We start from the raw sequence: 9764 nt of genomic DNA, 5'->3' as shown, positions 1-9764 counted from the left end.
ATGACAATTTGGGTGCGACGAGGCCGGCAACCCATCTGCAACCCCTTCCTTCGAGAGTCGCACGCACCGCGGCGGTTGACAGGCCTGGGCGACTGGTAGTTGATCGGGGTGCATTAAGTTCGTAAACCAACCTGTGCGGCAGACTTGGAAGGAAGCGGGGAACTTTGACGGCGTTCAGAAGAACGCCGGGATGGGTGTCCATCGCCTGAAATCGGGTGTTCTTATCGCAGCAGGATCCGCTGGGCCGGTGGACGAACATGGTGGATCGGGTGGGCACGAGCGGCGGGGTCACTGGGGTGGCCGGCCGCAGTGGGAGGATGGCCCGTGGACTTCCGGAACGAATGCCTGGGTGGACCTTGTGAGCTACGGGTACCATCCCTCGGGCGAGCGGAACGTGCCGGGCCTCAGCCAGCCCACGGGCAACGGCTGGACCAACACCTACACCTGGGACGCCGCCCATCGTCTGGCGTCGGTCGTCAGTCCGGCCGGGACGCACACCTACGTTTATCCGAATCAGGGACCGGGAGTCGGACGCATCAGTCTGCCGGGTGGATACTACCTGACCAACCAGTTTGATGCCCTGGGAAGAACGGCGGACACCCAATTGCGGACGAGCGGACATTCCATCCTCAATCGCCTGGGCTACGAGTACAACGCGGCGAGCCAGAGGACGCGGATCAGCCGGACCAATTCGAGTCACACGGCCTGGAACGGGTACACAACCAACAGCTACGACCTGGCCGGGCAGTTGCGGACGGTGCATGCCTTCAACGGGAGCGGCACGAGCGTCCCCGCCGACAATTTCTTCTACGGCTACGACCCGGGCTGGAACCTGCTCAAGCGCACGAACAACGTCACGGTGACGACGTACACACCCAATGTGCTGAACCAGGCCGCCGGAAGCTACGATCTGAACGGCAACCGGACGTCCGGGGCGGTGAGCTACGGTTACGACGAGGAGAACCAGTTGGTGCTGATGGAGTCCGCCAGTCAGTGGAAACTGGAACTGAGCTACGACGGGCTGTCGCGTCTGCGGGTGGTCAAGGACTGAATGGCGCTCAGTTAAGCCCCAACGTTTTCTTGGTGAGGCGTTTGCGACGGGTGGCGCTCGGAAGAGTTTTCCACATGTACTCGAGACTTTGCTGGTGCATTTGCTCCAAGATTTCCCATGCCTTCCGATTCCTTTGGATTGCGTGTTTGATCCAATCAAACTGCTCCCGGCTCAAGGCAACCGTGACGGTCTTCTGATTCACCCTCCGCGACCACTGGTAGCGCGGACCGCCTTGGCCAGGTTGGTCTCGTTCCACCACGCTGCCCAGCGCCACCCAGCCGGTCTGCGCCAATTGTGCCCGCAAGCGCTCATATTCCTGGGGGTAGGACTCGTTGGAATTTTTCACGGGCAAAATAGTACTTTGTGGTGGATTCCGCGTCAACAATAGGACAGTGTATGCACTGTTCGATAGGTCAACTCCTGATTTCCCCTCGTGGGCTGACGGATTTCAACGTGCCTACAAGAAGTTCTGCGGTGAGCCTACTCCCCCGGCGTGGCGTCCTTCTCGATCACGGCAAAGAAGCACCGCGACCCGTCCACGGGGACATCTGTCAACGTGGTTGTGGTGCCGGTGGCGGGGATGTCGGCGTAGTCCGCATGGACCGGCCACGCCTCAACCCGCGTGGAGAAATCCGTCGAGGTGACCAGGTCGTAGACCTTGCCGGGCTGGCTCTCCCAAGCGAGCTCGAAGCCGGTGTCTGGCGCGAAGGCCGGAATGATGGTGGGTGTGGGGTCGAGAACCACTCGTTCTAGAAAATGGAGTGATGGTTCAAAGATTGACATGCCGCTGGACGACGGGTCGAAACGAAGCATGCGCATGGCACGGATGAAGGTGAGGGCAGCGGAGGGGCGGGTGGGGGTGTACCACTGCATCTCCCGCGTCGTTGGCAGTCAGCGACTGCTCGACGATCTGTGCAAGGAGAAGCTCGCCGAGATCCTCCTCAAACTCGCCCCGTTCTGCGGGATCGAGGTCATCACCTACTGCATGATGGGCAACCACGTCCACCTGCTCCTGCGCGTCCCGGCAGCACGGGAAATCCCGGATGCCGAACTGCTCCAACGCCTGGGGGGGTTCTACGGCAAGAGAGGGATCCTGACCGTCCTGGCCCGGGAGGGATTGGAGACGCGTGGGGCGGTGGATCCGGATATTCGCCAGTCGCTGCTGGAACGAATGGGCGATGTGTCCGCGTTCATGAAGGAGTTCAAACAGCGCTTCAGCCGCTGGTACAACCGTCACACCGGCCGCTTCGGAAGTCGGATCCGGGGTGTCCCACTCCCAGGGATCCGTGTGCTGAGGGATCTGCAGGTGCGGGCGGTCGGGTAGCGGCTCCCATGGGAGAGCAGCGGGGTCAGGTGCGGTGCATCCCGATTCTTCATGGACGATCGTGCGGTCCTGCGGTTTCTTTGGGGAAACATCCCGGGGAGACAACGCCATGATCACGCTGAGCGGACGCGGTTCCATCACCACCTGCGACGGGGTTACCCGCCGCGACTTCCTGCAGGCGGGGGCGCTGGGGGCACTCGGACTGACCTGGGCCCGCTTCAACGCATTGCGGGCCCTGGCCTCGGAGGGCTCGGGGCCGGTGCCCGACAACGGGCGGTCGGCCATCCTGATTTTCAACCTCGGGGCGCCTTCGCAACTGGACCTCTTCGACATGAAGCCCGATGCCCCCCGGGAGGTCCGCGGTCCGTTTCAGCCCATCTCCACGCGCGGGGATTTTCAAATCTCGGAGCTGCTGCCCCGCCACGCGGCGCTTGGCGACCAGTTCAGCCTGGTGCGGACGGTGTACCACACCGCGGCGGCCGTGCATGACACCGGGCACCAGTTGTTGCAAACGGGGCGCCTCTTCACCGGCGGGATCAACACGCCCCATGCCGGTTGTGCGCTGGAGTTCCTGCGCGGACGCCGCAGCGAGCTGCCAGGGCATGTGATTCTTCCTGAGCCGATGGGGAACACCGGAGGCGGGCTGCCGCACGGTCAGGACGCCGGATTCCTCGGCAAGGCCTACGATCCCTTCTCGATCCATGCCGATCCGTCGCAGCCGGACTTCAAGGTGCCCGACCTGCTGCCGCCGGACGGCATAGGCGAGGCGCGCCTGGAGCGGCGCCGGGAGCTGAGGGATATCGTGGAAGGCACCGTCCGGAACTTCGAGGCGAGCGACAGTGCCCGGCTGATGGATGCCAACTTCGCGGCCGCCTACCGGATGATGACCAGCGAGAAGGCGCGGGAAGCGTTTGATCTTTCGAAGGAACCGGCGGCCGTGCGCGAGCGGTATGGCATGACCCGGTTTGGACAGAGCTGCCTGCTGGCGCGGCGGCTCGTCGAACGGGGCGTGCGCTTTGTCACCATCAACACGTTCATCACGGTCTTCGATGAGATCACCTGGGACATCCACGGCTCGAAGCCCTTCACCAGCATTGCCGGCATGAAGGACATCGTCTGCCCGATGTACGACCAGGGCTACGGCGCGCTGATCGAGGATCTCCGGCAGCGCGGCATGCTCGACGACACGCTGGTTGCCAACCTCGCGGAATTCGGCCGGACGCCCAAGATCAACCCGACGGGCGGGCGCGATCACTGGCCGGCCTGCTGGACCTGCTACTTCGCCGGTGGCGGCGTGCGGGGCGGCCGTGTCGTCGGGAAATCGGATGACATCGCCGCGTATCCGGCCGAGCGGCCAGTGAAGCCCTCCGAGATCGTGGCGACCATCTTTCACAGTCTGGGGTTGGATTTGGAAACCCACCTGCCCGGGCCCCAGGGACGTCCGTTTCCGCTGGTGGATTTCGGCACCCAGCCGATTCGGGAGCTGTTCTCGTGAAGGCGGGGATTTCCAGCCTGTGGCGGCACCTCATCGGGCATTGCTGGCGGGGCGCCTCCCGATGCGCCGCCCTTGTGGCGCTCTGCGGCGTGCCGGCTCCGGCGTTTGCGGAGGAGCCCGCCCCCCCGGCGGCGCACGAAACCGCGGAGCCGTCGTTCCGCAACCACGTCCAGTCCGTGCTGACACGGGCCGGCTGCAACATGGGCGCCTGCCACGGGGCGGCGGCGGGGAAGAACGGATTCTACCTCAGCCTGCGGGGGTATCACGACGAGGCGGATTGGGCGGCCATCACCCGGGCCGCGGGTGGGCGCCGGATCTCTCCGTCGGATCCCGGACGCAGCCTGTTGCTGCTGAAGGCGACCGGCACCGTGCCGCACAAGGGGGGCGGGCGCTTTGACGTGGGCTCCCCGGAGTATGCCACCCTCGCCACATGGATTGCCGCCGGGGCGCCGCCGCCGTCGGCATCGGACCCGCGACTGAGCGCTCTGGAGGTGTTGCCGGACCATGCGCGCCTCCAGCCGGGGCAGACCCAGCCCCTGCAGGTGCTGGCGCGATTCAGCGATGGGCGGGTGGAGGATGTGACCCGGTGGGCGAAGTACACCAGTGCCAACGAATCGGTGGCCAACGTCTCGGAGCAGGGCGTGGTGACCGTGGTCGGGTTCGGCGAGGCCGGGGTCACGGCCTGGTATTTGAGCCGGATTGCGGTGGGCTTTGTCACCTCGCCCTACACCCATCAACTCGCGGCAGACCTCTTCGACCGGCTGCCCGCACGAAACTTCATTGACGCCCAGGTCCACGCCAAGCTGCGCGAACTGAACCTGCCGCCATCGCCTCCGGCATCCGACGCCACGTTCCTGAGGCGCGCCTATCTGGACACGGTCGGGGTGTTGCCGACCCCGGCGGAGACCCGGGAGTTTTTGGAGGGCATCACCGATGCGAATCGCCGCGATCGGAGGGATGCGGTGATCGAGCACCTGCTGGGGCGTCCGGAGTTTGTGGACTACTGGGCCTACAAGTGGAGCGACCTGCTGCTGGTGAACTCGTCGCGGCTGCGTCCGCCTGCGGCGCGTGCGTATGCCGCATGGATCCGCCGCCAGGTGGAGGCCAACCGCCCCTGGGATGCCATGGTCCGGGAGCTCCTCACCGTTCGCGGCAGCACGTTCGCCAATGGTGCCGGTAATTTCTTCCTGCTGCATGACGATCCGCGGTCCCTGGCGGAAACCACCACCCAGGCCTTCCTGGGCATGAGCGTCGGGTGCGCGCGCTGCCACAACCACCCAAGCGAGCAGTGGACCAATGACGACTACTTCGCGCTGGCGAATCTGTTTTCCAGGGTCGGCACCAAGAACGCCCCGGGCGACGGCGAACGCATCCTGGTCGCGCTCGCGTCGGGCGAGCTCGTCCAGCCGCGGACCGGCCGGCCGCAACGGCCGCGTCCGCTCACGGGTGAACCGCTGGATCCCGAGGCCACTGACGACCGGCGGGTGGCGCTGGCGGCCTGGCTGACCGATCCGGGGAATCCCTGGTTTGCGAAGGCGGTGGTCAACCGGGTGTGGGCCAATTTTTTTGGAACGGGGTTGGTCGAGCCGGTGGACGATCTCCGGGTGAGCAATCCCGCCAGCCATGAGGCGTTGCTGGCAGCGGCGGCGGCGCATCTGGTGACCTCGGGATACGACCTCAAGGCATTGATGCGCGAGATCCTGCGCAGTGAGACCTACCAGCGCGACAGCGAGCCCCTGCCGGGCAATGCGGCGGACACCCGGTTCCATGCCCGGTACCAGCCGCGGCGCCTGATGGCGGAAGTCATCCTCGACGCCTACGCGCAGGTGACGGGGGTGCCCACCGAGTTCCGTCGGGCGACCGGCAACGGCGACACGTTCCAGTTTACCTACCCGGCGGGCACACGCGCGCTGCAGCTCCCCGATTCGCAGATCGCCAGCTATTTCCTCAAGAGCTTTGGAAAGCCTGACCGGCTGCAGACCTGCGAGTGCGAACGCAGCGCCGAGCCCAGTGTCGCCCAGGTGCTGCACATCGCCAACGGGGACACCCTCAACTCGAAGCTGGCCTCGGCTCGATGCCGTGCGTTGGAGGCGGCCGGGTCCGGATCCCCGGCGCCGACCTTGATCAACGACGCGTTCCTGGCCGCACTGTCGCGTCCGCCAACGGAGGCGGAGCGGACGCGTCTGGTGCCCCTGATGGAGGCCGCGGCGCCGGGAGACCGGCGTGCCGTTCTGGAGGATCTCTACTGGGCGCTGCTCAGCAGCCGGGAATTCCTCTTCAATCACTGACTCGGACCCATGATGCGGATCGCGTTGCCATTTGACGACGGGAGAGGGCGAGTGCTGACCGCCTGGCTCCTGCTGCTGCCGGCCCTGAGCGTTCCGGCCGGAGACTTTTCGCGCGTGGAGGCGCTCCTTCAGGAGCATTGCGTGGAATGTCATTCAGCGAAGGATGCCGAGGGCGGACTGGCCCTGGATTCGTTTGATGGGTTGCTGAAGGGCGGCGAGACCGGTGCGTCCGTGGTCCCGGGGAAGGCGGCCGATTCGCTGCTGATCCAGGCGGTCGAGGGTACCTGGGGCCGCACCGGCAAGAACCAGTTCATGCCGCCCGGCAAGCGCGACCGGCTTTCGGCTTCGGCCATCGCCGCGTTCCGGGAATGGATTGAGGCCGGCGCGCCGGCGCCCGTGGCGGCCACGGGCCCGCGGGAATTGAATGTGCCCCGGATCGAACCGCGGACCCCTCCGCGACGTCCGGTCCGGGACCTTGCCTTTGAGCCGGGGTCCAAACTCCTGGCGGTGGCCCGGCCGGATGCCGTGGAGCTGGTTTCAGTGGACTCCCGGACGATCGTGCGGAGCCTGACCGGATTTCGCGGCTCGGCCCAGGCGGTCGTCTTTTCCGCGGATGGTCAATCCGTGTTTGCCGGTGCCGGAGACGTCACCGGTGGTGAGATTGTGGAGTGGCGGATTTCCGGAGGAGAGCGCGGACGATCGTTCACCGGACCTGGCGATGCGGTCCATTCCCTCGCCTTCTCGGGAGAGGGGCCCATGCTGGCCGGAGGCGGTTACGATCATGGAATCCGCCTGTGGCACCTGGCGGATGGGCGGGAAATGGCAACGATCGCCGTGAACCAGGGGGCGGTCATGGGACTGGCGTTCCGCCCGGATGGCCGGGTGCTCGCCAGCGCCTCGTATGATCGCACCGCCCGGATCTACGCGGTGCCCTCCGGCGAGCGTCTGGAGACCTTCGGTCAGGCGCTCCAGGAGGTCCATGCGGTGGCCTTTTCCCCCGACGGCCGGACCCTGCTGACCGGCGGCGGCGACCATCGGATCCGGGCCTATCGCATCGGTCCCGATGGGCGCGAAGGTTCCAACGAGCTGATCGCGACCGTCTTTGCCCATGAGGGAACGCTGCTGCGGCTTGGATACAGTCCGGACGGCCGCCTGATCGCTTCGTCGTCAGACGACGGGACGGTCAAACTGTTTGATGCCGCGACCCTGGTCCCCCTGCGCACGCTGGAGCCGCAGCCCGACTGGCCGTTGTCGCTGGTGTTTGCCGGCAATGCGTTTCTGGTGGTGGGACGCGCGGATGGTTCTCTGGGGTTCTACGATCCGCACACGGGCCGGGCGGCGCCGCCTCCACGTCCCGAACTGGTGCGCCTGGAGCCCGCGGGGGCGGAGCGCGGGCGGGCGACCCGGATCCGTCTCGTCGGCCGCAATCTGGAACAGGCTCCGGTGATCCGGGTCCACCGAGATGGGGCCCTCGCCATGGCGGTGGCCGCGGAGTGGGAGGAGGGATTTCCCTGGGTGACGGTGGCTCCGCCGCCGGATGAGCGCCCCGGCAAATGGGAACTGAGCGTCGGCGACGGGATGATGGAGTCGGCTCGAATCCCGTTGTGGGTGGACGACCTCCCGCAACGCACGATCGCCGCTCATCCGGCCGTGGCGCGTTTGGAGCCGCTGGAACAAGTGGAATGGCCCGTCTCCGTCTGGGCGACGCTGGTGTCGCCGGGCAGCGCCGTGGAATTCGAGATTTCAGCGCGCGCCGGGCAGAGGCTGGTTCTGGATGTCGCCGCTCAACGGCTGGGAGCGAAGGGGGATTATGCGCTCACCGTGTCGGACGCCACCGGCCGGACCCTCGGCTTCAACGCCTCGGTGGACGGCCAGCCGGATCCCACGCTTGTTATCGAAGTGCCATCGGATGGCCAATATCGCGTCCGGGTGGGGGAGGAAACGTATGCAGGCTCCGCGGATCACCGCTTCCGCCTGAGCCTGGGCGAACTGCCCTGGGTCACCGGAATGTTTCCGCTGGGGGTGCCCGCAGGACACGCGGCGGTGGTTCAACTGTTCGGGGTCAACCTGCCCGATGAGGGGCGGGTTCAGGTGCCGCCTCTTACCCCGGGAGAGCATCCGCTGCCCGTTCCCGCGGCCGACTGGCGAACCCGGCAAAATCGTGTGCTGTCCGCGACCGTGATGCCTTCGGCCGTGGAATCCGAGCCCAATGACGCGCCCGCGGAAGCCAACCCGGTCTCGGTGCCGGCATCGGTGAATGGAACGTTGGGAAATGCCGGCCTTCCGGATCGCGATTATTTCCGGTTCACCGCCCGTCACGGGGTCACTTACGTCATCGAGACGTCGGCGGCGCGGCAGGGATCACCGGCGGACACCCGTATTGCGGTCCTCTGGCCCGACGGACGTCCGGCCGAACAGGTGCGGCTCCAGTCCGTGCTCAATTCCGCGATCACCTTCCGTCCGGAAACCAGTGATGACCCGGGCATCCGGTTTGAGAACTGGGAGGAGATGGAGCTCAATGATCTGCTGTGGTGCGGCGGGGAGGTCATGAAGATTTTCCGGGCACCGCAGGGACCGGATTCCGACACCCTCCTGTACTCGAACAACGGACGGCGTGTCGGGTTCTTCGACACCACGCCCATGGCCCATCCTGTGGACCGCGACGTCTACCTCGTCAGGCCGTTGGACGCCGGCGTGGTCCCGGTGCCGAACGGCCTGCCGGTGTTCACCGTGCATTTTGAAAACGATGATGCCGGAATGCGGGATATCGGCACGGATTCACGGGTGATGTTCCTGCCACCGGCGGATGGCGCGTTCCTGGTGGAGGTGACCGATGCCCGCGATTTTTCCGGGGTGGACCACACCTATCGGTTGGTGATTCGCGAGGCTGAGCCCTCGTTTGTGGCGACGCTGCAGGGCGCGCCCTCCGTGGTGGTGGCCGGCAGCGGGCAGGAATTCACCGTGGCGGTGGAGCGTCGGGATGGCTTCGATGGCCCCGTACACTTTGCGATGAATCACACGCCGCCCGGATGGACGCTCCCGGAGTCGCTGGTGATTGAGGCGGGGCACGACCGGGCGCAGGGGGTCCTGCATGCCGCCAAAGATGCCGTCCAGCCTGCGGACGCCGCCTGGGATGCCGTCACCGTCGTGGCAACGGCCGAGGTCGAGGCGCGTCCGGTCGCGGTGTCGGTCAACAATCTCGGGCGGCCGCGCCTCTCGCTGGAGCCTCCACGGTTGCGTGTGCATCTGGAACCGGCGGGGGTCGCGGAGGGGGAGGAGACCAGCGGGCTTCCCCGGGTGGTCCTCACCCCGGGAGGCTCCGCCCGGGCGCACCTGCGCATCGAGCGCCTTGGGTTTGATGGCGTGGTGACCTTCTCCGTGGACAACCTGCCTCATGGCGTGATTGTGGAGAACCTCGGCCTGAACGGGATCACGTTCCTGGCCGACGAGAGCGGGCGGGAAATCTCCATCGCCGCGGCGCGCTGGGTGGCGCCCATGGAGCGTCCGTTCCATGCGGTGGAGAATCAGGCGGGCCGCCAGGCGTCGCGTCCGCTCCTCCTGCAGGTGCACGCCCCGGTGATGCGGGCGGCAGCGCCGTGATGGATC

Annotated in this window: 7 protein-coding genes; 5 read left to right on the top strand and 2 right to left on the bottom strand. The window is 66.3% G+C overall.

Annotation, left to right across the window (positions count from 1 at the left end):
• Positions 1-247 precede the first annotated feature (247 nt).
• A complete protein-coding gene (locus KF791_17115) occupies positions 248-1051 on the top strand; it encodes a hypothetical protein (protein ID MBX3734299.1) in 804 nt (267 codons plus the stop codon).
• A gap of 7 nt (positions 1052-1058) precedes the next feature.
• On the opposite strand, the gene KF791_17110 is transcribed toward KF791_17115, so the two are convergent.
• Together KF791_17110 and KF791_17105 are read right to left on the bottom strand one after the other, a co-directional pair.
• Positions 1059-1397, bottom strand: a complete 339-nt coding sequence (locus KF791_17110) for a hypothetical protein (protein MBX3734298.1) — start codon at positions 1395-1397, stop codon at positions 1059-1061.
• Positions 1398-1531: 134 nt separating this feature from the next.
• Positions 1532-1795: a hypothetical protein gene (locus KF791_17105; protein MBX3734297.1), complete on the bottom strand. Its 264-nt coding sequence runs from the start codon at positions 1793-1795 to the stop codon at positions 1532-1534.
• Positions 1796-1868: 73 nt separating this feature from the next.
• Here KF791_17105 and KF791_17100 point away from each other — a divergent pair, with 73 nt between their 5' ends.
• The 4 genes from KF791_17100 (at position 1869) to KF791_17085 (ending at position 9758) form a co-directional block, all read left to right on the top strand.
• On the top strand, positions 1869-2375 hold the full coding sequence (locus KF791_17100) for a transposase (protein MBX3734296.1): 507 nt from the start codon (positions 1869-1871) through the stop codon (positions 2373-2375).
• Positions 2376-2484: 109 nt separating this feature from the next.
• Entirely contained in the window at positions 2485-3870 is a 1386-nt protein-coding gene (locus tag KF791_17095; GenBank protein MBX3734295.1) for a DUF1501 domain-containing protein, read from the top strand.
• A gap of 200 nt (positions 3871-4070) precedes the next feature.
• Positions 4071-6158 (top strand): DUF1553 domain-containing protein, encoded by a 2088-nt coding sequence (locus tag KF791_17090; protein ID MBX3734294.1) that lies wholly within the window; start codon positions 4071-4073, stop codon positions 6156-6158.
• A 9-nt stretch (positions 6159-6167) separates the two neighbouring features.
• Positions 6168-9758 carry a hypothetical protein gene (locus KF791_17085; protein MBX3734293.1) on the top strand — a complete coding sequence of 1197 codons (3591 nt, stop codon included), beginning with the start codon at positions 6168-6170 and terminating at the stop codon, positions 9756-9758.
• Positions 9759-9764: the final 6 nt, after the last annotated feature.

This window comes from Verrucomicrobiia bacterium (assembly GCA_019634635.1).
Classification (GTDB): domain Bacteria; phylum Verrucomicrobiota; class Verrucomicrobiia; order Limisphaerales; family UBA9464; genus UBA9464.
Note: the sequence above shows the minus strand (reverse complement) of the source record. Positions and strands in the feature narration are given on the sequence as shown.

Excerpts from the sequence above, each read along its gene's own strand:
- KF791_17100 (MBX3734296.1), top strand. The coding sequence starts at position 1,869 with ATGGCACGGATGAAGGTGAGGGCAGCGGAGGGGCGGGTGGGGGTGTAC.
- KF791_17090 (MBX3734294.1), top strand. The coding sequence starts at position 4,071 with ATGGGCGCCTGCCACGGGGCGGCGGCGGGGAAGAACGGATTCTACCTC.
- KF791_17095 (MBX3734295.1), top strand. The coding sequence starts at position 2,485 with ATGATCACGCTGAGCGGACGCGGTTCCATCACCACCTGCGACGGGGTT.
- KF791_17085 (MBX3734293.1), top strand. The coding sequence starts at position 6,168 with ATGATGCGGATCGCGTTGCCATTTGACGACGGGAGAGGGCGAGTGCTG.